This window comes from Desulfovibrionales bacterium, assembly GCA_028715605.1.
Classification (GTDB): Bacteria; Desulfobacterota; QYQD01; order QYQD01; family QYQD01; genus QYQD01.
The window spans coordinates 264,111-289,943 of sequence record JAQURM010000002.1; the positions used below are offsets into that span (position 1 = coordinate 264,111).

The following is a 25,833-nucleotide window of genomic DNA, read 5'->3' on the forward strand; positions in this document are numbered from 1 at the left end:
TCAACGGGAAATGGTTAATGGACAGCGGGGAGGGAGTTTTTCATGGCCGGCACTCAGTTAATAAGTGGATTGATCAGCGGTCTTGACTGGAGATCTATGGTTGACCAGTTGATAGCGGTCGAGCATAAGCGAGTTGACCTGGTCGCAAATAGAAAAAGTGAATATGAGTCAAAACTTGGCGAATGGCGGGGTGTGAATACGAAGCTGTTGGCCCTTAAAACAGCATCTACCGCCCTAAGCACCGAGAGCGCCTTTAAGGTGTTTTCCTCAACCACCACGTCCAACACAAGCACCGCAGCCTCCAATCTGCTGACGGTTTCCACCAGTTCCACGGCCTCTCCCGGGACCTATAACATTGAGGTCAATAATCTCGCTCAGTCGGAAAAGATTTCCTCAAAGAACTATGCCGCCACAGATACGGCCCTTTCTCTGTCCGGGGATATCTTAATATCGGGAAAGGTGGTCAGCATCGCGTCCACCGATACCCTGGCAAACATCAAAGACAAGATCAATGCCCTCAATACGGGGACGACGCCGACCGGAGTTACTGCCAGTATTGTCAAACACTCTTCTACAGATTATCACCTGGTCCTGAGGAGCGATGAGACAGGAGAGGACGGACTCAGTGTACTCGAGGGGGCCTATAATGGCGGTGATAACATCCTTGAGGAAATGGGTTTTATCAGCGGTTCAACCACCATCAAGAATACGACCAGCGACGGCGCCAAGAGCGACCTGTTTACGAGTTCCTACGGAGCCGTCAAGACACTATTAGGATTGACCAGCGCACCGGGGGCCACCAATGTTACAATAGGTGGAAACTCCGTTAGTATTGATCTATCCAGCGCTACCGAATCACTGACGACGATTGCGCAAAAGATAGACGCGCTCGCGGGCATTTCGGCTGAGGTTGTCTCGGAAGAAGTGGATGGGGAGACTAAATACCGGATAGATATCAGCGGCACCACCTCTTTTACCGACAACGGCAATGTCCTTCAGACGCTGGGCATTCTTGAAGGGACATACGGGACAGTCCAGGAGGTTCATTCAGGAGATGCGATTTATGCCATCGGCGGGGCGGCTATAACTGCTGCAACAAAGTTCTCAGAGATCTTCACGGGCGCCCTGCGCGGGGATCAAAAAAATCAGGAGATTTCAGCCCAGGGCAGCGACTATATCTCGGCAAGCACCCAGTGGAATTGGATTAATACGGGGGGGGACGCTAATGATATAGATAATCTTGACACCATACGGGTTGAGGGAACGGACCATGACGGCAACGCGGTTGATCAGACCTACACCATTAACGACAATACAGAAACTTTAAGCAACTTTTTGAGCTGGCTGGAAACCCAGTATGGTGGATCTTCAGAGGTTGATGCGTATTTTGATTCCGACGGCAGACTGGTTCTCGAAGATCTTCAGTCCGGCAGCAGCCAGCTCAGTATCAGCAATGTGACGTACGGCGGCACCAATCTTACTTTCAGCGGTACCGAGCCATTTGGTAACAATATTTCAGACAACGACACCATCACCATTGCAGGGACAAGGGGAGACGGAACAACAGTCAGCGCTATTACATATACGATTGCTGATGCCAGCACAAATACAATACAGGATCTTTTGAATAAGATTCATGATGGAGATGCCGGTGATGACGCCTTTGGTGAGACGTCAAGGACTGCCACTCCCAGCGTTTCCGGCGGGAAAATCACAATTACCGATGACACGGCCGGAGACAGCCAACTTTCTCTATCTCTTATTGCCAACAACGAGGATGGCGGCACCCTTAATTTTGGAACGATCTCCATGACCACGGAAGGCCGATCCATGCAGATAGCTGCCGGGGAAGATGCCGAGATCGTGGTCGATAATGTGGTCATAACCAACTCATCCAATACTATTACTGACATCATAGAAGGTACGACCCTGAATATTGCAGGGGAAAGCGCTGATACCACGGTTACCCTCAAAATAGAACGGGATATTAGCGCCATAAAGGAAAAAATCAATGCTGTGGCCGATGCCTATAATGCGATCATGGAGTACATAAATACCCAGTTCGACTATGATGAGGAGAATGAAAAGGTCGGGGGGATTCTCTTTGGGGACGGGACACTGTCTTCTATAAAGTCTGAATTGATAAATACCATCACGCAAACAGTCACGGGGGTATCCAGCGACTATAACCGGTTGCCTCTGATCGGAGTCTCGCTGGATGACGATGCCCTGATGACCATTGATGACGAAGACCTGACCGCTGCCCTTCAGGCGAATTTTGATCATGTAAAAAAGCTTTTTATCGCCCATGGCTCGTCACCAAATTCCAATCTGGAGTATGTCGGGCATACAAATAATACAGTAGGGGGCGCCTATGATGTAAATATCACCCAGGCCGGCACCCGCACCACTGTCACCGGCTCGAAAGCCCTCGCCGCGACGTTAGGGGAAGCGGTAACGGTGACCATTACGGATTATGCCACCGGCCGGGTGGCTGATGTGAGCCTTACCGATAGTATGGATATAGACGATGTGGTCAACGCCATCAATTCGGAGCTGGGCGAAGAATACACGGAGCAACTTAAGGGGGATAACGCAAACGCCGGTGTCACCTCCTCGACCTTGTTTAACGATGCCAGTGTGGGCGGCGATAATAATGATGTCATCACGTTTTCCGGGACAAGACGGAACGGAATCAGTGTTTCCGGGAGTTACACGATCAGCGATGCGACTACAGAAACCGTAGGAGACCTTCTTGAAGCTATCGAAGATATGTTCGAAGACGAGGTGACCGCTGCCCTGGATAGTAATGGAAAATTAGTCATAACCGACACGCAAGCCGGGGACAGCAACCTTTCGTTTTCCATCGATACTACGGCGCTTGACGCCCTGAATTTCGGCACGGTTGACGTGGATCCCACCGGAGCGGATGGCAGCCAGGAAGGCCGTTACGCCATGACCATTACCGCATCCGAAGGTACGGGCGGCGACGCAAACAAGCTGATCCTGACTCATAATACATACGGCACCGGGCATATCATTGTGGTCTCCCAGTCCAGCGCCTCGGACCCCCTGGGACTGGACGATGCCACGCAGGTTTACGGCAAAGATGTTGCCGGAACGATCAATAGCGTGACCGCCACGGGGAGCGGACAAACGCTCTATCTGGATAGTGATGGCAACAACGCAGACGGTTTGTCGATTAACTATACGGGCAGCGGCACCACCACTACAACTTTTACCTTAACCCTGGGGATCGCAGATTTGCTGGAACGTCAGCTTGGCTTTATCACCGATGCCACTGATGGGTACGTGACGTACAAACAGACCTCCCTTGAAGACAGCATTGACAGCTTTGAGACCCAGATCGAGCAAATGGAGGCAAGCCTGAACCGCAAAATGGATGTGATGATCAGCCAGTTCGTGGCCATGGAACAGGTAATCGGTCGACTTCAGACTGTAAGCAGTTGGTTGTCCTCCCAGATGACCGCGATGTTTTACTAAAAAATTTGAAGGATAAGGAGTAACACGGATGAAGTACCCCAAAGGCGCTAGAGCTTATAAAAATACAGCAGTAGGGACGGCTGACCAGAAGGACCTGATCCTTATTTGCTACGATGAGGCCCTAAGGTCTCTCCAATTCGGAAAGGAGTGTTATTTCAAGAAGGAATTTGAGGAAAAAGCGAGGCAATTTATTCGGGCGCAGGGTTTTATATCAGAGCTGTTGTGTTCGCTGAATATGCAAGCCGGCGGCGAGATTGCCCGGAACTTAAGCGCTATTTACAAGTTCTGCTTGCAACATATTGTGCAAGGTGACGTAAGTGGAAATATGAGGGCTATTGATGATATTATTAAGATGCTTTCAGAACTAAGATCAGCCTGGGCGCAGCTTGATATGAGGACCCAGGTTGAGTCCCGGCCTGAGGAAGTAACCGGTGAGGCCAGGGAATTCAGTGTGGGGGCCTGATATGGGCAGAATACAGAAGACAGAAGACAGAAGACAGGAGACAAAGGAGAGCGTAGAAGAACTATTAAAAGAGAAAGAGGGCCTTTGCCTGAAGTTAAAGGAGAATATGCAGGCCTTTAAAGGGGCCCTTCAGTCTGGAGACGCGGGACTGTTGGCAACTGTCACCGGACAGAGAGATAGGGTTATGAAGGCCATAGATGCCATTGACCGCCGGCTTTCCTTAGCCGGATTTCGCCCGGCATCCGGTCAGAGTGAGACACCCATGTCTCAAAGAGGCCCAAACGACAAAGAAAATAATCCCCCCTTACCCCCCTTTAGTAAAGAGGGGATGGGGGGATTATCAGATGAAAAGGGGGACAACTCTGTCCAAGGGTGGATCGATAAATTGAAACTTATATTGAAAGAGATATTCGTCATCCATGAGGAATGCCTGGCCTATGCTGAGACGCGTTCCCGTGAGCTTCGGCAGCAGATTTTATGCCTGCAACGTGATACACGGGCGGTTAAGGGTTATGCTCCTCAAAAATTTTTTTCTCCCCGCTTTATAGATACGGCGAAGTAATGTTTTTTTATTGTCTTATCCCCTCTACCTAAATATCCCCGGCATATTTAAGTTTCCTGTCTTTTTTGACGATAAGCCAGAAAAATCTATGTTCTTATTTTAGAGAGTTACTTTAGAAAGTTGCAGAAGTTACAAGAGCTACAAATACTTCAGTTTGTGAATTTTGGAAGAATCTGGACATGAATGGAAATACTGATAGAAACATCCATATCCTCATTGTTGAGGACGAAAAGAACATTGGTGATCTTCTAAGGGAGAGCCTTGCGTCTGACGATCGCAGCATAAAGGTCTCATACGATGGGGCGGAGGCTATCCGCGAGCTTAAACGGAAGAAGTATGACCTGGTAATAACGGATATTATGCTGCCCGGCGCAAGCGGGATAGATGTTCTTCGCGAGGCCAAAACCCTTTATCCGCACAGTATGGTTATCATTATTACCGGCTACGCCTCCCTGGAGACGGCCATAGAAGCAGTCAGGGAAGGGGCCTATGACTACCTGCGCAAACCATTTCGACTGGACGAAATAAAGATAGCTGTTAACAACGCCTGCGAAAAGATAAGACTTATAAGGGAAAATAGTCTTTTAATGCATGACCTGAAAGAGGCGTATGCCGAGTTAAAGAGATTTGATGAGGCCGAGAAGAGACAGGCAAAAGCTGATGGGGCGAATATCGGAAGAACTGAGTTAAGATCAAATTCTTTGGACATATTCCCCCGGCATGTTATTCCGCCTTCGTATTTCGAGGGGGAGGAGGGGATCAAGAAGATTCTAACCGATCTGGAGCGGATTGTTCGCCTGAAGAATGCCGGCTTATTGGATGAAGACGAGTTTAGCCTTTGCAAGAAACTGCTGCTTGAGATGGCAAAATAAAAGTGATGAGTGATGACTAAAAAAGAATTCAGGAGACAGGATACAGGAGACAGAAGACATTCTGAATTCTGACCAATGACCAATGACTATTGACCAGTGACCAATAAATAGCTCCGATTAGAAAGGTACACTATGGACAAGCCTTTAAATGTGATGGTGGTTGACGACGATGCGGTCATCTGCGAGACGCTGCGGGAATTTTTTCTTGCCCTGGGCGATTACGAGGTATTTACGGCCCATGATGGTTACGAGGCCTTTGATCTGCTGAATAAAGTAGAGATGGATTGTATTTTTGTTGATTTCATGATGCCGGGCATGAGCGGTTTGCAGTTCCTGGAGAAGGTGAAGACCCATGACAAGTCTATTCTGGTCGTAGTTATGACCGGATATCCTTCTCATGACGCCATTATTGAGGCTATGCGTAAGGGCGCCTCAGATTTTTTAACCAAGCCGTTTAAATTAGATGAGATAAGAATAGCCTTGGAAAGGCTGGCCCGGGAGCGTTCCATCTTAAAAGAAAATATATTTTTAAGCGAGGAACTCAAAGAGAAGAAGGCCCTGGAGGACCTTAATAAACGATTAGAGAAAAAGATCAGAGAGCAGTCTATACTCTTTATGATCGGTGATACCCTGAGCAAGGTTCATCGCACCGAGGAACTTTATCAAAAAATAGTTGAGATGGCCTGCCAATTGGTGGACGCCGAAAAATCATTTTTTATGCTGGCCGATATGGAGAAGGGAGAGATGGTGCTCATTGCTGCCAAGGGTATTGATAAAGAGGAATATATCGGTAGATGGGCGGCCCCATTAAAAGGCAATATGATCGGGCAGGTTATCTTAGAGGGCGTGCCCTTGATTTTAAAGGACATTCAGAAACATGGCGGTCCCAAACTGGATTTTTTGCCCCAAGGCATCAAGGGGACGCTTATTACTATCCCGTTTAAAATCCGCAATGAGACCTTTGGTGCTTTAACTGTGACCGGGAAGAAGACGGGGGATGTTTTTTCTGAAGAAGACCTTTTTATCCTCTTTTTACTGGCAGAGAAGTCTTCCCTGACCGTAGAAAATTTGATCTTATATGAAAGCGTGATGTTGAACCTCCACGCCACATTAAGGGCGCTGGTCAGTACGCTGGAGGCGAAAGATCCTTATACCAGAAGTCACTCGGGACGGGTAACCGCTTATGCCATAAAGATAGCCAGGGCCTTGGGACTTAAGCAGGAAGAGATCGATTCCATAGCCTTTGCCGGCTATCTGCATGATATAGGGAAAATAGGCATCCGGGATGATATTCTCTTAAAGCCGGGTAAGCTTTTAGCGCAGGAATATGATATTATAAAAAAACATCCGGTTATCGGTGAAAATATAGTTAAACACCTTGGGCTATTGCCTAAGGAAAAGGCCATTATCCGGCACCACCATGAGAGATGGGATGGCAAAGGATATCCGGACGGGCTTAATGGAGAAGATATACCGTTGCTTTCCCGGATACTGGCGGTGGCGGATGCTTATGATGCCTTGACTTCCAACCGCCCTTATCGTAAGGCCAAAAGCCGGAGCGAGGCTATCCGAATACTGCAAGAGAACAGGTTTATCCAGTTTGATGGTCAGTGTGTAGATATGTTGGTCGGCATTTTGGATGAGGAGGGCAATACCAAAGAAATTAAAAAGGGATTTAAGCGCCGGCACATGTCAATAGCTTGACGGTATGTCGATTTTTACTACAACATTGAATATAGGTGAAGAGCACGTAGGGTGGGCTTTGCCCACCAAAGGAAATGCCAAATTATTTCTGGACTTAAGGCTTTAGCCTTTTATAAAATCCTGAAGGGTTAACTCCAGCGGTGGTTACGTATTAATGTGGGCAAAGCCCACCCTACGACTGATAGCTGAGTGCTGACTGCTTCATCCGGAACTCTCGGATTTCCGGATGGAAACTATTTATTTGGCATGATAAGTGCAAATGCCTCGTATGGGGGAGAATGAATCTCTGATGGACGAAAAAGAGAATATAGAAAAGCGAGAATTTGCCCGCGCCAGGGTCAGCCTGCCTGTTCAATACAATATCTTTGACTTAGAGGGATATAATAAGCTACGGAAAAAGAGAAAGGCTGAGACCCGGGTCTGCCGGCACAATCTTTTGGCTATTACATTTCCTCCTACGCCAATTTCCCGCCGCGAAGAGACCGATTATGATATAAGGGAACGCCTGGAAATCATTAATAATAAATTGGATTACTTAATAGGTCTTATTATAGGTGGTGTGCCAAAGAAGGAATATAAATATAGGGATGCGGTAGTGGAGTTAAGCGGCGCAGGATTGAGAATTATGACCTGCCGGCCGATTCCCCCGGCGATGTATCTGGAACTCTGTCTTATAGTGCCATTTTTTCCCTATTTTATCGATGAGATTTATGGACAGGTCAAACGGGTAATCTCCGTACAGGAGGAAAATTCCCCTGAAGAAGCCTGTGAGGTGGCCGTAGAATTTATAGAGATAGAAGATGGCGTCAGAGAGAAATTGATTCAATTAACGTTTGAAAAACAAAGGGAGCTTTTGCGGAGCAGGAGGGAGGGAAAATGAGTTTGTTTTTGACCCCTCAAGCTGATAAGATAGAGGAAAGGAACGTAAACGTTCCCCGTTGTTCGTTCACCGTTCACCGAAAAAAGCTTTTCGGGTTCCTACTGACAACGGTAAACTGATACAAAAGAACAAAGCAGGTGCAAGGCCTTGGAAGATAAATTAATACAGGAAGTAATCCACCAGCATTATATGTCCGGTATCGGGCGGTTAATGAAGGGCGTGGCCCATAATATGAATGGGCCCTTACAGGTTCTATCTATTCAGGTTGAACTTTTGAAAAAAATAATGGCCGAAGGGGGGGGGATTTTAGCTGACCTGGGCGCATTATCTTTCTCCGGCGAGGGTGGAAAACTTCTGAAGGATCTCGAGAGTAAACAAGAGATATGCGTTAAGAAGATCGGACAACTGGAAGAGGAGTTGGAGCGGCTGCATAGCATGACGGATTTTATTGTTAACCGGTGCAGCGCAAGCGAAGAGAACAATACCAGTATGGTGGACCTCAATGAGGTAATAAAAGATGAGGTCGTCCTCCTGCACGCAGACCTGTTTTTTAAGCATAAGGTCAAGAAGACACTAAAGTTAAAGGAATCTTTACCGTTGATCTTTGCCCGGTATCCGGACTTGAGTCAGGCCCTGAATCACATTCTCCAAAACGCAATAGAAGCGATTATTGACGCAGAGGAACGGGAAATCATCGTTGAAACCGGTCTGAATGGTGGTAATGTCTTTGTTTCTGTACAGGATACAGGTTGCGGGATACCTCCTTCAGCCAAAGAGAAGCTCTTTACCCCGTTTTATACTACTAAACCTCACCCCCATCCCGGACTTGGTTTATTTTTGGCCAGGAAGATATTGGAACCGTTAAGAGCAAAGTTTAAGGTCGAAAGCGAACCGGGAATGACCCGGGTGGCGGTGTTTTTCCCCTATAAAAAGAAGGAGAAAATGTGAATGAAGTTTGCAGATGAAAAAACCATGGATGAGTTGGTGCGGCAGATTGGTCAATACGTTGCCGAGACCCTGGAACCTACCTTTCGCGTTACACTGGAGACAGAGATAGGCAAGGCGCTGGACCGGGCTATAAATGAAGGCCGATTCTATAAATACATGAGCGGGGAATTTCAAAAAGGGATAACCGGACTGTTCAAAGAAATATCTGACTTCAAAAAGACAACCGTTCAAACCGAATCCTCCTGCCTTCCGGATGCCCAGGAGAATGCCGAGAAGATGCTGTCAGAGGCATCCACCCAATTGGATTATGTCTTTAAATCTACAGAGGAAGCGGCCACCAAGATATTGGACATCATAGAGAAGAACATGGGGGTCCAGGAAAGGATATCGACTCTTCTGGAAAAAGAAGGGGCAAAGGTTTCCAGCAATGGTTTTGTTGGGGAGCTTAAGGCTATAAACACAGAGATACAGAATGATTATGTAGAGATTATGACTACCTTAAGCTTCCAGGATCTTACCGGGCAACGCATCAAAAAGGTTGTAGGATTCTTATCATTTATTGAAAATGAAGTACTGCGCCTGTTAATCTCAACCGGGATGAAGATAAAGGAGAAAGCGGCCTATCCGGATAAAGACGCAGAGCAGATCATCTCTGAGGCCGAAGCCAGGGCAGATATCACTTTAAAAGGACCGCAAGACGGGACAAGCCAGGCGGACATAGATAAGTTATTGGCTGACCTGGGTCTTTAGGTGAATTTTAATCTTGACCGGAGATATTTACAGCCAGATCAAATCCTCAGGATACTTGCCTCCACTTCCTCAGGTTGTGGCCGAACTCATGCGGGCCACCCTGAGTGATAAAACTTCTATAAGCGATATAGCCAAAATAATCCAGCGAGATCCTTCCCTTACCGGTTATGTGCTAAAGGTCGTAAATTCTCCCTTTTATGGTCTAAGCCGGAAGATTACCACGCCTTCTCAGGCCATCGTGATCCTGGGTCTCAGGGCCGTTCAGAATATCAGCCTGACCGCTTCTGTCTTCCAGACCTTTCGTGGGGTGAAAACAAAAAGCGCCTTTAGTGTCGAGCGATTCTGGTGGCATTCCCTGGCCTGTGCCCTGACCAACAAGCATCTGTCCGAAGAGGTCGGTTATGACAACAGCGAAGAGGCCTTTGTGGCCGGACTGTTGCACGATATCGGCAAACTGGTTCTCTATACAAACTTTAGCAGTGATTATGAAATAGTAGTCAGGAAACATCGGGAGGGAGAGAACCTGATTGTAACGGAAGAGAGCTTCTTCGGGACCAATCACGCGGATATTGGCGGATGGCTTCTGGATTCGTGGAACCTCCAGCCATTCATGGTGGATGCGGTTCGTTATCATCACCGGCCTCTTAAGAGAATAGTAACCGCCCTGTCCTTAGTCAAGACAACTTATCTGGCCAATGTGCTATCGCATGCCCTATTTGAAACCGGCGTTGAGGCCGGGCTTGGGGAAGAAGCGGAACTGGTGAGTAAATCACTGGGGGTTCCCTTAGATTATATAGATAAATTAAGCGAAAAACTGTCCAAGGATATTGAAGAACTTGCGGAGTGTATGGGTATCGCGGTTGAGACCCCCGGTCTTTCGCGCTCTCCGTCTATTAGTTACGGACAGTTGGATGATCTTTCAGAGAAGAAACAGAAAGAGATATGCGCTGCTATTAAGGATGTTTCACTTTTATTAGGGATGTTAAGAGCGCTCCTAGAGGCCAGGGATCGTGAAGAGGCTATTGATATAATCTTTGAGGCCCTTTCTATACTCTTTTCCTTTGAATCGGCCCTTCTCATGCTGGTGGATAATAATGGGCACAAGCTGGTCGGCAAAAGGGCCTTCGGCACGAAACAGGACGACCTGGCTGAAAAGATAATCATTCAACTGGATAAAGACGGCAGTATCTGGCAGGAGGCTTTGACCTCAAAGTGCATAGCCCGCTCCAGGGAATTTTTTCGCAACCATTCATACGCGATAATAGACGAACAGATCGGGAATCTCCTCAAGGCCAAAGATTTTATCGTTGTTCCGCTGATACACGCGGGAGAAATCTTTGGCGCGCTGGCTCTGTGTGCGGAAAAATCATGGGATGAATCACAAGAGAGCTTACTGCAGGTGCTGGCCGTTCACGCGGCCAGCGCCTTAAAAACGCATAATCTTAGGGAGCGGTTATTTGAAGCCGACCGCCTTAATAAAACTATAGTTTATCACGCCCCGATCGGCCTTATCTCCCTGGATAAGGACGGGAGGATTATGCGTTTTAACCCGATGGCTAAAAAAGTCTTTGAGATACCGGCCGCCAGGAGCATGACCGGCCTTAATATCTGTGATGTTTTCGATGTGCAGTCAGATATGCTTAAGGAGAGGTTCGCGCCGCTCCTTTCCGGGCGTTATCAGGAGATATCTCCTTTTGAATATCGTGCTCCATCCGGCAAAACCTATTGGTTATGCGGCAAAGGGGTGCCCTTGGAAGACCGGAACTCCCTTAAAGGTTTTTTGATCCTGATGGAAGATGTGACCGAACGCATCCAGGCTGAAGAGACCATGCAGAAGTATGCCGCTTCCTTAGAGGAGCGGGTAAAAACAAAGACCCGGGCCCTGGAAGAAAGTCAGGCCCAGCTCTTGCGTGCCGCGCGTCTTGCCGCTACCGGACGTCTTGCCCGTAGGGTGGCCCATGAAGTGAATAATCCGCTGGGTATAATACGCAACTATTTACAAATTATGAGCCTCAAGATGCCGGAAGACGATCCGAAGAAGGAATCAATGCGTATTATAGATGAAGAAATAAGTCGTATCGCTTCCATAATTCAACAGTTAGTAGATTTTTCCCGGGCGGAGATGATTAACCTCCAACGCCTGGATATTAATAATCTTCTTCAGGACCTGGTCAAAATTATGCGGGATTCTTATCAAGAGCAGGGTATTACCATGATTTTAGATTTGTCAGAGAGTCCGGCTTATGCTAATGTGGATATTGATAAAATCAAACAGGTCTTTATTAACCTGATCAAGAATGCGGCGGAGGCCATGCCGGACGGCGGAGAGATCCGGTTAGCTACGCGCCTGAGGGATAAAGACGGAAGGAATCTGGTGGCCATTGAGGTGGCTGATACAGGAGCCGGTATCCCTGACGACGTCAAAAAACATATGTTTGAACCCTTCTACAGCAGTAAGGGATTATCTAACTCCGGACTCGGGCTTTCAGTTTCTTATGGTATCATCAAGGCCTTGGGCGGCGACATTGCGGTGGAGAGCGCCGTAGGGAAGGGCACGACCCTTACCATTTTTCTGCCGGCGGGTTGATATATGGATTTTGATCGCACATACGGGATTATTACTCATGGAGGAGTAGACAGGCCCCAAAATGTATAATATTTTGATTATTGATGATGAAAAACGGATGCGTGACAGCCTCAAGGTGCTTCTTTCGGGTGAGGGTTACGAGATTGAAACCGCCGATAGTTGTCAGAGCGGCATAGAGTGTCTGAAAAAAGGCCCTTATGCCTTGGTGGTTACGGACTTGGTTACTCCCCGATTGACCGGCTTTGAGGTGATGGATCATGTGGCCAAACATTGTCCTGAAACCTTAGTTATTGCTATGACCGGTTATGCCTCTCTGGACTCGGCCGTAGAGGCTATGCGCAGAGGCGCTTATGACTATATAGTTAAGCCCTTCAATTTTGACGTCATGAAATTGACGGTGGAGAGGGCTATAGATCGGGTCAACCTTTCCCGGCGGGTCAGGAAAACTGAAGAAAAATATAAATTGCTCGTAGAAGAAATAAACGATGGTTACTTTGTCTTACAGGATAAGAAATTGGTATATGCGAACAAGACCTTTGCCGGTATGTTGGGTTATAAACCGGAAGATATAACGGGCCGGGATTTTACATATTTTATCGGCCTTGGGACTTATCCTAAATTTGAGCAGTTACTATTGACTAAAAATGGAGATTCTGTCCAGGAGGAGTTTCATTTTAAAAGTAAAGAAGGGGCAGATGTCCCTGTAGAGATTCGGGTGACGCGGACTTATACGGATGATCAGCCTTCTCTGGTAGGGATATGCCGGGACATAAGAGAAAGAAAGGCATTATGGGATAAGATAATACGTTCGGAGAAACTGGCCTCACTAGGGGGACTTATTGCCGGGATCGCCCATGAATTAAACAACAAACTTACTCCGGTTCTGGCCTATGCCGAGCTGATGGGGGATTCTACGCTGGATCCTCAGAACCGGCGGCGAATTGAGATTGTCGCTAATTCGGCTATGGGAGCTAAAAAGGTCGTGGAATCGCTTCTCCTCTTCGCCCGTCAGGAAAAACCGCAGAGAAAGCGTATTGACATCAATGAAGTCATCCATAACGCCCTAAACTTGTTACAATATCAGTTTAAGAATGAAAAAATCGCCCTGAGACTGGATCTTAAACCTGATCTGCCGGATATCTTTGCCGATTTTCATCAAATGGAACAGGTTTTCCTGAATATAATCAAAAATGCCTTCCAGTCCATGGATGGGACAGGCGGACAATTAACCATTTGTTCGCTGAGTGATGAGAAAGATATTATAGTAGAAATTTCAGACACAGGTATCGGCATTCCCCCGGAAATCCTGCCGATTATCTTTGATCCGTTTTTTACCACTAAGGCCGAAGGCAAGGGCACAGGGTTAGGATTAAGTCTTTGTCACGGCATCGTGCAGGAGCATGGAGGCGAAATATCAGTGACCAGCGAGCCGGGCCGGACGACCTTTCAGGTCAAATTACCCTTAAACAGGCCTGAAGCCGACCGCGGACAAGATAGATATTCATCCGGCGATAATACGGAAAGAGAGGCCCGTAAGACCATCCTGGTTATTGATGATGAGGAAAGCATCTCCCTTCTTTTAAGTGAACTGCTGGAAGGTAAATATGAAGTCGCAAGGGTGTCGAACGGGCATGAGGCATTAAAGGTGATGGCGGACAGGGAATTCGATTTAATTATATCGGATATTAAAATGCCTGGTATGGATGGTATGGAATTTTTTAAATGGATTGAGACGAACAAGCCGTTGTATAAAAGGAAAATAGTTTTTACCACAGGAGTTACATTTGACGCTGAAGTCCACGCCTTTCTGGAGGGCACAAAAAACCCTTATCTTACTAAACCCTTCAAGATCGCCCAGCTTATGGAGGCCGTAGAGACGACATTGGCCAGAGGTGAAGGATAGAGCGACAGCCTGTCCCAAAAATGTCAAGGCCCAAAGTTCAAATGAAATTCATCGTGAGTGTCATTAGTCAATGGTCATTTGTCATTGGTAAAAACGATTAACCTTCCCAACTTGACCAATGACTAGTGACTAATGACCAGTGGCTTCTTTCTCCGCCCCTGAGCGCAGTATAACTATATCCACCCGTCTGTTTTTAGAACGTCCGTCCTCGTTATCATTCGGGACTACCGGGCGATATTCGCCGTAGCCGGCCGCTGACAGTTTCCTGGGGTCAAACGGATGATATGTTAAGAGATGCCGGATGATCGCTGAGGCCCGGGCAGTTGATAATTCCCAGTTGGACGGGAATTGGGGTGTATTGATGGGTACATTGTCCGTGTGCCCTTCAATACGGATGTGATTAGGCACTCTTAAGAGGGTCTGGGCTATATCGTCCAGAACGGGTTTTATATCTTCGCGGATGGTGGCCCGGCCGATATCAAAAAATACCTTGTCCGCGATACTGATAACCATACCACGTTCATCGATAGAGATGCTGACGGCCTGATTTAATCCCTTCTCCTTGGTCTCCAGGGATTTTTTGATTTCTTCGGCGGCCTTCTTCATTTCCGCCTCTTTATACCCGGCGCCCTTATCGCTCACGAAACTGGGTTGGGCGGGGACGTTTGCCCCGGGCAGTACGCTTCTGCCCCCTCCGCTTATCTCTGACAGGGGGATAGCGCCAAAGGCCCGCTGGATGGAGTCCATAACATAGCCCATCTTTTGGCCATCCACGCGGGACGAGGCATACATGGTGACAAAAAAGGCGAACAGCAGGGTGATAAAGTCCGCATACGAGACCAGCCATCGTTCATGATTGACGTGTTCTTCGTGTTTTTTCTTTTTGCCCATAGTTATCTATCCTTTCTCGCGTACGGTCTGAGGCAGCGGTTTTTCTTTGGCGGCCTCAGACAGGAAGGATTTAAGCTTTTCTTCGATAATCCGTGGATTTTCACCGATGGAGACGGCCACCACCCCTTCCAGCATCATTTCCTTGGTAATTATACCGTCGCGGTTCCTTAGTTTTAATTTATTGCCGACGGGCAGGAAGATCAGATTGGCCGAACCCACCCCATAGACAGTAGCCACGAAGGCACAGGCAATACCAGGCCCCAGCTTGCTCGGGTCGGAAAGGTTTTCCATAACATGAATCAGCCCCAAGACTGCCCCTATGATGCCAATGGTTGGCGCATACCCGCCGGCTGACTCAAATATCTTGCCGGCTACCGCACCGTATTCTTCCGTATATTCTAATTCCGTTTCCATGGTCTCGCGAATAGACTTTGGCTCGATACCGTCAATGGCCAGCATGAGGGCCTTTTTCAGGAAGGGGTGCTGTATATCCTGGGCGTCTTTTTCCAGGGATAGGATACCTTCTTTGCGGGCCTTATTGGCAAAGCTGGTTATCTGGGCGATAATTTGATAAGGTTCTTCTTTCGGTTCGCTCAGTACGGTGCCGATGCTTTTTATAGCGCCGATAATATCCTTAAGAGGGAAACTGACAAATACAGCCCCAAATGTCCCCCCGAAGACAATGACGGCCGCGGTTCCCTGTGTGATGCTGCCCAGGTGGCCGCCTTCCAGTATCTGGCCGCCGACTATGGCGCCTATGCCTAAGATTAAACCGACGATGGTTGCTATATCCATAATGTCTTATCTGGCTGTTAGTGGTATTTATCTTCCGGGGTTTTACATCTTGTTATCGGCAGTATTAGTCTGAAACTTTAGCCATTAAGTTTGAAGATTTGGTTGAAAGTTGCCGAAAGGTTTTACAGAGGGGTTAAAGGGAGATGGTTAAGGAAATGCCGGAATCTTTATCTTTTATCCCTATCCCCCTCGAAACCCTTATTGAGGAAAGTTCTCCCGATTTTGATATTTATCTGCGACAAGGTAGTGAGGATGAGGGGTTTGTGCTTTATCGGGAGGCGAACCTCTTTTTATCCCATGTTCAGTTGGTACGCCTGAAACATAACGGAATTGGTACGGTTTTTATCCGGAGTGCGGATAGAGGCAAACGGTTACGCTATATGGCCGGTCAGCTCCGGCAGATGATGGAAAGACAGAATATACCGGCATCAAAGAAGGCCGGTATAATTTATGGCCTTAGCAAGGGCGTAGTAGAGAATGTCATGGGGGATCCGCGGATAGAGAATGTAGAGATATGCAAAGAAGTAGCTGCGCAGCATGTAGCCCTTATCATAAGCGATGAGATGGCGTTCCAGAACTTTTTTAAAATCATGTCTTACGATTATTATACGCACACTCATAGCGTGAATGTCTGCATTTTTGTAACGGCCTTAATCAAGGCCCTAAGATTGTGTGACGAACAGACTATGAAGGTACTGGGAATGGGGGCCTTGCTGCACGATGTAGGCAAGAGCCGTATAGATAAGGCCATTCTGAATAAAAGAGGGCGGCTTACTCCGGAAGAGTTCGCGGAGATTAAAAAACATCCTGAAATGGGGTTTGAAATCGTACAGGATAGTTCACCGCTGCCCGCGGCAGGCGCAAAAATTATTCTGAATCACCATGAGAAATGCGATGGTTCAGGTTATCCCCGTGGCTTGAAAGGCGACGAGATAGATGTGTATTCAAAGATAACTTGCATAGTGGATATTTTTGATGCCCTGACCACAAATCGATGTTATAAGGGTGCATTACCCGGTTTTTCAGCCCTGGAGATAATGCAAAATGAGATGAGGGATCAGGTGAATCAGGCCTTATTAAAGGAACTCATCGTTCTAATCGGCAAAGTTTCCAGGCATTAGGAGGTGATGATTTTGGACGGCAAAGATGATGTGTGGGAGATAGACCTGGATGACGATACGGGAAACAGTGATGAACTTGATCCTGCCGTCTTTAAGCTTATCTCTGAACAGATAGAGCAATTGCCTCCATTCCCGATGGTGATTAATCAGGTCCTGTCTATGATCGAAGACCCGAATGCCACGCTTGCCGATCTGTCCAGGATTATTTTGAATGACCCGTCATTGACCGGCATGATATTGAAGGTTATAAATTCTGCTTATTATGGATTTAACAGTAAAATATCAACGGTTTCACATGCTGTAAGTCTTTTGGGGTTCAATGAGGTAAAAAATATGGCCTTAAGCCTGCCTATCAATGACACCCTTTTCGCTAAAACCAGGTCGTCTGGTCTTAGCCAGGCCGACTTATGGGTACACTCCGTAGGCGTGGGTATTTGTGGCCGTAAGATAGGGGAGAAAGTGCGCTACCCTGTCCCCGAAGAGGCTTTTGTAGCCGGTCTGCTGCACGACATTGGAAAAACCCTGTTAAATGATGTATTCCCGGATAAGTTTGACCAGGCGTTGCACAGGGCAGAGGAACAACAACGGGCGCTCGTGGATATTGAACAGGAGTTATTAACTATCTCGCATGCTACAATCGGCTTCTGGCTGGCCCAACACTGGAAGCTGCCGGATGCCTTAACCGCTGCTATTCAGAATCACCATCAGCCGCTCATTGCCATATCTGATGGAAATGCCGGTATACGTCTGGAAGCCATAATTTTCCTGGCTGATTTTTTGGCTAAATTCCTTTCGCTGGGGTTTAGTGGCGATAGATGCCTCCCTCCAATAGGACCGGAAATCGTTAAACATCTGGCTATTAAACCTGAAGATGTCGTCTCTATCGCCGAGGCTGTACAAAAGGATATCCAACCCACCTTACGGCCGTTTGGCCTGGAAATCGATTTGAAATCGATTACTGCTGAAGACAAGACAAAGATGGCTGGTTTTTTTACAACCCCGGATTAGCCCGCCCTCAATCCTTTTTGCTTGCTTTTTCGCCTAGGTCTAAGTAAATTTTGATAAACTCGTAAAAAAGCCGTTTCACCGCTGAGTACGCAGAGCCCGCAGAGAGAACTTCATTTTCGTTATTGGTTGTTAGTTATTTGTTACTCGAATAACGAATAACAATTAACGAATAACTTCATTTCTTATCTCGGCGACCCTGCGGTAATTTTGACTTTTTACGAAGCCGTAGAGGTTGATTTTTGAAAGTGGAACCAGCTAACAAAGGCGTACTCTACATAGTTTCCACCCCCATCGGTAATCTGGAGGATATTACTCTACGGGCCCTCAGGATATTAAAGGAAGTGGATATAATCGTTGCCGAAGATACCCGGTGGACGCGCAAGCTTCTTTCCCGCTACCAGATTCACGTCCCTCTTGTAAGCTGTCATGAACACAATCAGGTAGAAAAAAGTGGAGAGTTGTTAGAAAAGTTGCGTCTGGGTATTAAAGCAGCTTTGGTTACGGATGCGGGCACTCCCGGAATTTCGGATCCAGGTTATTATATCATCCGTGTGGCTTTAGAAAATGGGGTCAGGGTTATTCCTGTTCCCGGGGTTTCGGCGGTTATCGCCGCATTGAGTGTTTCGGGGCTGCCTGCAGATTCTTTCTCCTTCCTGGGTTTTTTGCCGCGGCAATCGTCGAGGCGTAAAGCTGTCTTACAGAAACTTCGTTACGAGAAGAGGCCCTTTGTCATTTATGAAGCGCCTAAGCGGCTGATGGCTACTCTGCGGGATATTTTAGATGAGGCAGGAGACCGTAAAATGCTCCTGGCGAGGGAATTGACCAAGAAGTTCGAAGAACTGAAATGGGGTATGCTGAGCGGGGTCCTGGACGACCTGGAGGGAAAAGATATTCGGGGTGAAATCACGTTGGTATTTGACGGCTCAAGGGAGCAGGAAGTGTTTGATGAGGATACAATACTTAATACTATCAGATGGTATCAAGAGAATACGGACTTAAAACTAAGCGGTATTGTCCGTAAGGTGGCTGAAGAGTTGGGCGTCTCGAAAACAGAGGTTTATCGCTTGGGGCTGAAATTTAGGAAAGCTGATAGCTGATGGCTGAAAGCTATAAAAGAATAATGACTACTCCCAAAATCAGTAAGGTGTGTACGATCAAGAATAAACTTGGGCTCCATGCCCGGGCGGCGGCCAAATTTGTACAGACGGCCTGCCGTTTTAAATGCGATGTCCGGCTGGCCAGAAATGGTGAAGAGACAGATGGTAAAAGTATTCTGGATATATTGACACTGGCCTGTCTTAGGGGTACGGAAGTTGAGATTAGTGCTGTGGGGGAGGATGCGCCTGAGGCTGTCAGTGCCCTTGAAAAACTAATAAATGATAAGTTTGGGGAAGAACAGTGAAACGAGAAGCGGATAACGTCAAGACATTAAAGGGCGTCCCGGTCTTTCCGGGCATAGCCATCGGTAAGACCCTGCATATAGATCGCCGCAAGATTAAGGTGGTTTATGAATACCTCATGAACGATGAACAGGTGGCGGCAGAGATCGTGCGTTTCAAGGAGGCAGTAGAACAGGCACAACAGGCCCTCCTGGCCATTAAAGAAGAAATCCCGGAGGAGTTAAGAGAGCACTGTTCTATAATAGATAGCCACCTTCTGATCCTGAAAGATAAGATGCTTTACGACCAAGCACTCCGGATTATTGCTGAAGAGAAAATTAATGCGGAATGGGCGCTTAAGAAGGCGCTGAAAGAAAGTCAGGCCATTTTCGAGCGTATCCAGGACGAGTACATCCGCAGCCGTTTTCATGATGTGGAGTTTGTTACAGAGAGGTTATTAAGGGTCTTGACCGGCCATTCACTGGAGAGCCTGGCGGATATTAAAGATAATGTAATCGTGGTAGCGCATGACCTTTCGCCGGCCGATACTACCCAGATGAAACCGGACAGGATTATGGCCTTTCTGACGGATATAGGCGGGCGGACTTCGCATACGGCCATAATCGCCCGTTCCCTGGGGATACCGGCCGTAGTTGGTCTGGAGACGATAACCGGCGCGGTTTCAAGTGGGGATCAGATAATCGTCGATGGTGTGACGGGTACGGTCATCGTTAATCCCCCGGAAGAGACTATTCAGGAATACAGACAGAGGCAAGGCCGGTACGAAGATTATCGGATACAAACGGTCAAATACGGCCATCTCCGGGCAGAAACAATCGACGGCTATCAAATCAAGATAAAGGCCAACGTTGAATTTTTAGACGAACTGCCTTCTATTCTGGAGTATGGCGCGGAAGGCATAGGACTGTTGCGCACGGAGTTTTTATACCTGAACCGTGATGACTTGCCCACCGAAGAAATCCTTTTTAATGCCTATAGCGAGGTAGTGGAGCGCATTGCCCCTAACCCGGTGACTATACGTACACTGGATATAGGAGGGGATAAATTTGCTTCATCAATAAAGTGGGTAAGCGAATCAAATCCTGCCCTTGGACTTCGGGCCATTCGTTTTTGTCTGAGGGAGAAGGACATCTTCAAGGTTCAATTGCGCGCCTTGTTAAGGGCCGGTTGTTTCGGCGACCTGCGTATCATGTTTCCTATGATTTCCGGCAAGCAGGAGATAGTGGAAGCCAAGCGTATCTTGGAGGCGGCGTGTGAAGAATTGTACCGGGAGGGAATACCGTATAAGGAATCGGTCAAGATTGGCGCCATGATTGAAGTGCCGACGGCGGCAGCCATAGCCGACATCCTGGCCGAGGAAGTGGATTTTTTTAGTATCGGGACGAACGACCTCATTCAATATTCCCTGGCTATAGACCGGATAAATGAACACGTGGCCCACCTTTATGAGCCGCTTCATCCCGGCGTTCTTCGTATGATAAAGCAGGTGGTGGAAGCCGGTCACCGTGGGGGCGTTGAGGTGGCCATGTGTGGAGAGATGGCCGGTGAGGCGTCTTATATGCCTATTTTACTGGGACTGGGGCTTGATGAACTAAGTATGAATCCCCTGGCAGTTCCTCAGGCTAAACGTATTATTCGCATGTCCACTATGGAAGAGGCTAATGAAGTGGTAAATGATATATTGCAATTTTCTACGGCTGATGAAATACACGCCTACTTAAAAACAAAATGGGCTAAAAGGTTCACGGAAGAATTTTTGTGGCCTTCTTCCCAATTTACACTTTAGAAGTATTATCAGTCAGCGCCCTTTTTCAGGGTCTTCAGGCGGGTGCGCATCTTGGCGACCAGAGTTTGCATGTCCACCTGGAGGTCGGCCATTTGTTGATGTCTTTTCTCGTAAACTTTTATAAGTTCACTTAACCAATATTCAGTAGCCTGTATTTCACGTTCCCTGAGTTCGTTTTCAACCTTTCTTTTCATCTGTTCCACGAAGGCCTTGTCCATTGTCTGCATAATCCTTTCCGCTATTGAGATAATTTTTGTGGGCACGAGTATGGATAAGTCAGCTACCGGCTTTCAGCTTTGAGCCTTCAACCAGCGGCCTTTAGCCGTCAGTCGGCTTTACCGGAACCATAGAGTTCACAGCGGGTGAAATCTATCTCCTTCTTGCACTTCGGACAGATGTGCTTAACATCAAATTCATCCGAGAATATCTCCTTTTCTGCTCCACAGTTCGGGCACTTACATATAAATGAGTTTAGATTCTTATTAGATTCAAATCCCGGGCAGTGTTTTGGGGTGGTCATCTCTGCTTCCTCCTTGGATGTCTTTTCTTAATAAACACTATACAACAAATCTAAAAATTTTTAAGCTGTTTATTGGTATGACAGGACGCCCTGGGTTTGACAAAAAAACCAGTTTACAAATACCGAAATTACATCGTAACATAGGAATACGATAAGTTAATTAGTTACCCATCCGAAAGCCCCGGTTTTCCGGATGGAGCAGTCAGCTATCAGCATGAAGCCGGTTCACCGTTCACTGTTGACAGTTGACCGTTTACCGAAAGAAGATGTCGGACAACGGTTAACGGATAACAATCATACTGACAGCTGAAAGCTGATCGCTGAAAGCGTGAAGACGGAAACGGCAGTTTCCGGATGGAAACCAATTAAGGAGGGATGGATTATGGCGCTTATGGAGTTAAGCGTGGTGCCCCTTGGGTTAGGGACGCCCAGCGTCGGGGATCATATCGCAGATATTCAAAAGGAACTGGCCAAGGGGAAATTACCTTATAAACTAACGGACATGGGAACGATTATTGAAGGCAGTATATCAGATGTCTTATCCTTAGCTGCAAGGTTGCATGAGCTTCCTTTTGCCAGGGGTGTAAAACGTGTGCAGACCGTGATTATCATTGATGACCGGAGAGATAAAAAAGTCCTGTTAGATGATAAGGTGAAGTCGGTTCAGGCCAGATTGAAGTAGGGGTTAGTCGGATGCGAAAGGGACCTTTTATCATTATTGGTGTATTTCTTCTTTTGTGTTTAATAGGCACGGTTAGCGGCGAGATCAAGTATGTACTGCAAAAGGCCGTCAGTATATGCCTTGATTGCATAGGCATCGGATGAGGCAGCATCTGCGGCGAATTATCCAGTCCCTCTCGGCCTTACTCCTGAACGGTTACTGGTATTTTCCTGTAAGCCGGACTATATATCAGGGTCGGCTTAAGTCTATCTGCTCTCCGGGATTAAACTGTCATTCCTGCCCGGCAGCTACAACCGCATGTCCGCTAGGGGCTATCCAGAATTTTATGGCCGGTATCCGTGCCTCATTAGAAGCGGCGCGCTACCATTTTGGATTCTATGTCCTGGGATGGCTGGGGATTATTGGAGGACTGGTGGGGCGCATGCCCTGCGGCTGGATATGCCCCTTTGGTCTTATTCAGGACCTTTTGTTTAAGATTCCCGGGCGCAAGATCAGGATACCCTATATCTTCAGCTATGGCCCTTATATCTTCCTGGCCCTGACCATCTTTATCTTACCCGTCTGGGTGGTTGATGCCTTTGGATATGGTTTCCTGTGGTTCTGTAAGTTTATCTGCCCGGCCGGGACCCTGGAGGCCGGACTGCCGCTTTTAATCCTGCAACCAACCCTGCGTATGATGGTTGGGCATCTTTTTTACATTAAGGTAGCGGTCTTGTTTTTCCTTATTACCGGGAGCGTCCTGGCCAGCCGTCCATTCTGTCGCACCGTATGTCCCCTCGGGGCATTTTATTCTTTCTTCAATCGGGCGAGCCTCTTCCAGCTCAAGTATCATCCGGAGAAATGCACGCATTGCGAGTTATGCTACCGGGACTGTCCCGTAGATATTAAATTTTATGAATCACCTAACGACAGGCGGTGCATACGCTGTCTGGTATGTCTGCGCGAGTCCTGTGCATTTGGGGCTATTTCCTGGGAGATGGGAGGCCTGGAAGGTCAAAGTTCAAGGCCCAAAACGTCACCGGTCAATAGTCAATAGTCACTGGTAAAGACGATCCAGCCTCCCGACTTAACCAATGACTAATGACTAAATGACATTCACTTCTTTGATGTTAAAAAGATTCATGGCTTCCTCAATCCCCTGCCGGACTATGGCTTCAGACGCCCTTGCTGCTTTTTTTAAAGTCTCTTTTAGGATTGCTCTCTCCTCAAAAGAAAATGGCTCAAGGACATAGTGCTCTGGCTTCTGTTGAGGCAATGGCCTGCCGATCCCAATCTTAAGGCGTGGGAATTCCCGGGTGCCCAGGATCTCAATAATCGAGTCCACGCCATTATGTCCGCCTGATCCTCCGCTTCGCACTATCTTTATGCGTCCTAACGGGATATCCATATCATCATGGACGACCAGAAGATCAGGGGGGGGTATCTTGTGGAAGTTAAGTATCTGTGCTACTGCTAAACCGCTCCGGTTCATATAGGTAAGGGGTTTGGCCAGGAGGACTTGCCTTTCGCCAATATACCCCTTACCAATGAGGCTATCCCACTTTTTTGCGGCGAGTGAGATCTGAAATATCCCGGCAAGGTGATCAATAAGGATAGCACCAATATTATGCCTGGTTTCTGCATACTTGATGCCGGGATTGCCAAGGCCAACAATACAGCGCAACTTTATTTCGACTCTTTTACCTCGGGTTCCTTGCCCTTGGTGGAAACCACTTCCGGTTCGGCAACGACCTCTTCCTCGGCGACAGCCGCTTTTTCTTCAGCTGCCGGCGGAACCACGGTAACTAAAGTGACAGCGGCATCGTCCAGCACATGGAGGTTTTCCGGCAGCTTCAGGTCTTTTATATGGATTGATTCCCCAATATCCAGGGGAGTGACATCAACCTCGATGAATTCTGGAATGTCTGCCGGCAAACATTCCAGCTCGATTTCACGGGTTACTGTCTGGAGGATACCACTTAGCTCCACTCCCTTGGCCCGCCCCTTGACGTGCAAAGGAACCCGGACCACTATTTTCTTATCCATAGCGACTTCATATAAATCGGTATGGATAATTTCCCGGCTTAGGGGATTCGTTTGCACTTCTTTCAACATAGCCATTTTATTTACTGTATGGCCATCGTCTTTAATGGTCAGGGCAAAAATGGCATTTTCGCTTCCAGCCTTATTCAGCTTACGTTTAAGCTCCAGACTATCCAGAGTCAGGGGTTGAGGTGGAATTCCTTTGCCGTAGAAGATGGCCGGGGTAAGACCCTGGCGGCGCAGACTGCGGGCCGCACCTTTCCCCATTTTTTCTCTACTTTCTGCAGTTAATTCAATCTGTTTCATTTATTCCTCCTAAACAAACAAAGAACTTACGGAATCTTCATTATGAATACGTTGGATGGCTTCCCCCAGGAGTTTTGCTACAGATAATACCTCGATTTTCCGGCATTTTTGGGCTTCCGTCCCGAGGGGAATAGTGTCTGTGACTATCAGTTTACTTATAGGTGAAGCTTCGATACGTTTGATAGCCGGGCCGGATAAAACCGGGTGTGTGGTACAGGCGTGTATCACCTTCGCCCCGTGCTCCTGCAGGGCCTGAGCGGCCTGACAGAGTGTCCCGGCCGTATCTACCATGTCATCCAGTATAACCACATTTTTACCTTTTACATTGCCGATGATATTCATTACCTGTGATTCATTCGGTCGTTCCCGGCGTTTATCAATAATAGCCAGTTGTGCCTCCAGTCGTTTGGCAAAGGCCCTGGTTCTCTCTACGCCCCCGGCATCAGGAGATACCATGACCAGATTTTCAAGAAAATGCACGCGTATATATTCCAGGAGCACGGGGGCAGCGAAAAGATTATCCACGGGTATATTAAAAAAACCCTGGATTTGTCCGGCATGGAGGTCCATGGCCAGGACGCGGCGTGCGCCTGGCGTAGTTATTAGATCTGCCACCAGTTTTGCGGTTATCGGCGTGCGCGGAGCCACTTTTCTGTCCTGGCGGCCGTAGCCATAGTAGGGGATGACGGCAGTAATACGCCTGGCCGAGGCCCGGCGCAGGGCGTCGATCATAATAAGCAATTCCATTAGATTTTGGTTTACAGGAGGGCAGGTGGGTTGAATCACGAATACATCGCTGCCGCGTACATTTTCTCCTATTTCGACCATGGTTTCGCCATCACTGAAAGTGCGGACAACGGCCTTACCCAATTCCATACCCAGATAGCGACATATAGCATGTGCCAGGGGTAGATTAGAGTTGCCGGAGAATATCTTGAGTCTGTTGATCATCTTCTGCACCTAATATACGTTGTCCGTTCACCGTTGACCGTTTACCGGAGAAAATTTACTCTTGCGGTTAACGGTGAACGGTTAACGGTTAACTTTAATTGGCTGGGGTGGGAGGATTCGAACCTCCGAATGCGGGTTCCAAAGACCCGTGTCTTACCGCTTGACGACACCCCAACTG

At 47.6% G+C, this 25,833-nt stretch carries 25 protein-coding genes and 1 tRNA gene; 18 read left to right on the top strand and 8 right to left on the bottom strand.

Translation table 11 applies throughout. From position 1 onward, the window contains the following. Positions 1-42: 42 nt before the first annotated feature. From fliD to PHT49_03955, 10 genes are all read left to right on the top strand, one after another. Positions 43-3,504: a flagellar filament capping protein FliD gene (gene fliD, locus PHT49_03910; protein MDD5451019.1), complete on the top strand. Its 3,462-nt coding sequence runs from the start codon at positions 43-45 to the stop codon at positions 3,502-3,504. Between the two features lie 28 nt (positions 3,505-3,532). Then, the gene (gene fliS, locus PHT49_03915) at positions 3,533-3,967 is read left to right on the top strand and encodes a flagellar export chaperone FliS (protein ID MDD5451020.1); all 435 of its coding nucleotides are present in this window, start codon (positions 3,533-3,535) and stop codon (positions 3,965-3,967) included. A gap of 1 nt (position 3,968) precedes the next feature. Beyond that, a complete protein-coding gene (locus tag PHT49_03920) occupies positions 3,969-4,529 on the top strand; it encodes a hypothetical protein (protein MDD5451021.1) in 561 nt (186 codons plus the stop codon). A gap of 179 nt (positions 4,530-4,708) precedes the next feature. Beyond that, a complete protein-coding gene (locus tag PHT49_03925) occupies positions 4,709-5,401 on the top strand; it encodes a response regulator (GenBank protein MDD5451022.1) in 693 nt (230 codons plus the stop codon). A 132-nt stretch (positions 5,402-5,533) separates the two neighbouring features. Next, the gene (locus PHT49_03930; GenBank protein MDD5451023.1) at positions 5,534-7,105 is read left to right on the top strand and encodes a response regulator; all 1,572 of its coding nucleotides are present in this window, start codon (positions 5,534-5,536) and stop codon (positions 7,103-7,105) included. A gap of 289 nt (positions 7,106-7,394) precedes the next feature. Beyond that, positions 7,395-7,985: a hypothetical protein gene (locus PHT49_03935; protein ID MDD5451024.1), complete on the top strand. Its 591-nt coding sequence runs from the start codon at positions 7,395-7,397 to the stop codon at positions 7,983-7,985. Positions 7,986-8,132: 147 nt separating this feature from the next. Continuing rightward, positions 8,133-8,933 carry an ATP-binding protein gene (locus PHT49_03940; GenBank protein MDD5451025.1) on the top strand — a complete coding sequence of 267 codons (801 nt, stop codon included), beginning with the start codon at positions 8,133-8,135 and terminating at the stop codon, positions 8,931-8,933. After that, positions 8,934-9,683, top strand: coding sequence for a protein phosphatase CheZ (locus tag PHT49_03945; GenBank protein MDD5451026.1), 750 nt, complete (start codon positions 8,934-8,936; stop codon positions 9,681-9,683). A gap of 13 nt (positions 9,684-9,696) precedes the next feature. Next, positions 9,697-12,270 (top strand): HDOD domain-containing protein, encoded by a 2,574-nt coding sequence (locus PHT49_03950; GenBank protein MDD5451027.1) that lies wholly within the window; start codon positions 9,697-9,699, stop codon positions 12,268-12,270. 61 nt (positions 12,271-12,331) lie between these two features. Next, positions 12,332-14,173, top strand: coding sequence for a response regulator (locus PHT49_03955; protein ID MDD5451028.1), 1,842 nt, complete (start codon positions 12,332-12,334; stop codon positions 14,171-14,173). Between the two features lie 129 nt (positions 14,174-14,302). On the opposite strand, the gene PHT49_03960 is transcribed toward PHT49_03955, so the two are convergent. Further along, positions 14,303-15,064 carry a flagellar motor protein MotB gene (locus PHT49_03960; protein MDD5451029.1) on the bottom strand — a complete coding sequence of 254 codons (762 nt, stop codon included), beginning with the start codon at positions 15,062-15,064 and terminating at the stop codon, positions 14,303-14,305. 6 nt (positions 15,065-15,070) lie between these two features. Further along, a complete protein-coding gene (locus PHT49_03965; protein MDD5451030.1) occupies positions 15,071-15,859 on the bottom strand; it encodes a flagellar motor protein in 789 nt (262 codons plus the stop codon). Positions 15,860-16,002: 143 nt separating this feature from the next. Here PHT49_03965 and PHT49_03970 point away from each other — a divergent pair, with 143 nt between their 5' ends. The 5 genes from PHT49_03970 to ptsP all read left to right on the top strand — a co-directional run bounded on the left by PHT49_03970 (position 16,003) and on the right by ptsP (position 21,174). Continuing rightward, positions 16,003-16,980, top strand: coding sequence for an HD domain-containing protein (locus PHT49_03970; protein MDD5451031.1), 978 nt, complete (start codon positions 16,003-16,005; stop codon positions 16,978-16,980). A gap of 12 nt (positions 16,981-16,992) precedes the next feature. Next, positions 16,993-17,988, top strand: a complete 996-nt coding sequence (locus tag PHT49_03975; GenBank protein ID MDD5451032.1) for an HDOD domain-containing protein — start codon at positions 16,993-16,995, stop codon at positions 17,986-17,988. Between the two features lie 245 nt (positions 17,989-18,233). Beyond that, the gene (rsmI, locus tag PHT49_03980) at positions 18,234-19,085 is read left to right on the top strand and encodes a 16S rRNA (cytidine(1402)-2'-O)-methyltransferase (GenBank protein MDD5451033.1); all 852 of its coding nucleotides are present in this window, start codon (positions 18,234-18,236) and stop codon (positions 19,083-19,085) included. Continuing rightward, a complete protein-coding gene (locus PHT49_03985; GenBank protein ID MDD5451034.1) occupies positions 19,085-19,390 on the top strand; it encodes an HPr family phosphocarrier protein in 306 nt (101 codons plus the stop codon). The genes rsmI and PHT49_03985 overlap by 1 nt, the downstream gene beginning before the upstream one ends. Further along, a complete protein-coding gene (ptsP, locus tag PHT49_03990) occupies positions 19,387-21,174 on the top strand; it encodes a phosphoenolpyruvate--protein phosphotransferase (protein MDD5451035.1) in 1,788 nt (595 codons plus the stop codon). The genes PHT49_03985 and ptsP overlap by 4 nt, the downstream gene beginning before the upstream one ends. Positions 21,175-21,182: 8 nt before the next feature. On the opposite strand, the gene PHT49_03995 is transcribed toward ptsP, so the two are convergent. Both PHT49_03995 and PHT49_04000 read right to left on the bottom strand, forming a co-directional pair. After that, positions 21,183-21,437: a hypothetical protein gene (locus tag PHT49_03995; GenBank protein MDD5451036.1), complete on the bottom strand. Its 255-nt coding sequence runs from the start codon at positions 21,435-21,437 to the stop codon at positions 21,183-21,185. A gap of 62 nt (positions 21,438-21,499) precedes the next feature. Beyond that, on the bottom strand, positions 21,500-21,694 hold the full coding sequence (locus tag PHT49_04000) for a hypothetical protein (protein ID MDD5451037.1): 195 nt from the start codon (positions 21,692-21,694) through the stop codon (positions 21,500-21,502). Between the two features lie 382 nt (positions 21,695-22,076). Here PHT49_04000 and PHT49_04005 point away from each other — a divergent pair, with 382 nt between their 5' ends. The 3 genes from PHT49_04005 to PHT49_04015 are packed head-to-tail and all read left to right on the top strand — an operon-like array spanning position 22,077 to position 23,412. Beyond that, entirely contained in the window at positions 22,077-22,376 is a 300-nt protein-coding gene (locus PHT49_04005; GenBank protein ID MDD5451038.1) for an MTH1187 family thiamine-binding protein, read from the top strand. An 11-nt stretch (positions 22,377-22,387) separates the two neighbouring features. Then, on the top strand, positions 22,388-22,519 hold the full coding sequence (locus PHT49_04010; protein ID MDD5451039.1) for a CD1871A family CXXC motif-containing protein: 132 nt from the start codon (positions 22,388-22,390) through the stop codon (positions 22,517-22,519). Further along, the gene (locus tag PHT49_04015; GenBank protein MDD5451040.1) at positions 22,516-23,412 is read left to right on the top strand and encodes a 4Fe-4S binding protein; all 897 of its coding nucleotides are present in this window, start codon (positions 22,516-22,518) and stop codon (positions 23,410-23,412) included. The genes PHT49_04010 and PHT49_04015 overlap by 4 nt, the downstream gene beginning before the upstream one ends. A gap of 48 nt (positions 23,413-23,460) precedes the next feature. On the opposite strand, the gene pth is transcribed toward PHT49_04015, so the two are convergent. From pth to PHT49_04035, 4 genes are all read right to left on the bottom strand, one after another. Beyond that, positions 23,461-24,039: an aminoacyl-tRNA hydrolase gene (gene pth, locus PHT49_04020; protein MDD5451041.1), complete on the bottom strand. Its 579-nt coding sequence runs from the start codon at positions 24,037-24,039 to the stop codon at positions 23,461-23,463. A 2-nt stretch (positions 24,040-24,041) separates the two neighbouring features. Further along, positions 24,042-24,704, bottom strand: coding sequence for a 50S ribosomal protein L25/general stress protein Ctc (locus PHT49_04025; protein ID MDD5451042.1), 663 nt, complete (start codon positions 24,702-24,704; stop codon positions 24,042-24,044). Positions 24,705-24,713: 9 nt separating this feature from the next. Continuing rightward, positions 24,714-25,655, bottom strand: coding sequence for a ribose-phosphate pyrophosphokinase (locus tag PHT49_04030; GenBank protein MDD5451043.1), 942 nt, complete (start codon positions 25,653-25,655; stop codon positions 24,714-24,716). Positions 25,656-25,754: 99 nt separating this feature from the next. After that, a tRNA-Gln gene (locus PHT49_04035) sits at positions 25,755-25,829 on the bottom strand. Between the last annotated feature and the right edge of the window lie 4 nt (positions 25,830-25,833).